Annotated in this window: 1 protein-coding gene; it reads left to right on the forward strand. The window is 40.2% G+C overall.

All coding sequences use genetic code 11. The features are described 5' to 3' along the window. Positions 1-322 precede the first annotated feature (322 nt). On the forward strand, positions 323-508 hold a 186-nt coding region (locus tag R8N47_RS28580), incomplete at its 3' end, for an NADPH-dependent FMN reductase (RefSeq protein ID WP_318186531.1).

The raw sequence follows: 508 nt of genomic DNA on the forward strand, positions 1-508 counted from the left end.
GGCAGAACTGACGCCTGCGGATCGCGTGATTGTTAGCGATCTATGGCAAGAACTGCAATCACAAGCATAATCTCTACGAATTGCAGTAAATGAGTGCTCAGTGTAGCTGAATGAAAGCCTGTTAACCTTGTTGTGACTATTTTTTTCAACGGGTTATATCAAACGTCACCTTATTCTAGGCGTGCTTCTTGGCTATTTCTGAGCATATCTTTTCTATCGTTATCTCGCCTTTTAATTGAAATCAACTCCTTCGAAATATTCGAATCTCTCCATAAGATTTTTGTGGTTGTTGCCAGCCTGTTTAACTTTTATTCTGCAAAGCATAAAACGTGAACAAAGGAATATAACCATGAAAATTGTTGCATTCGGTGCATCTACCAGCTCAACCTCAATCAACAAAGAGCTTGCTACTTACGCCGCTCAACAAGTAGAAGGCGCGCAAGTGAACGTGTTGGATTTGAACAACTACAACGTTCCAATGTTTAGTGAAGACAAAGAGAAAGAAATC

It is taken from the genome of Vibrio sp. 2132-1 (assembly GCF_033344315.1).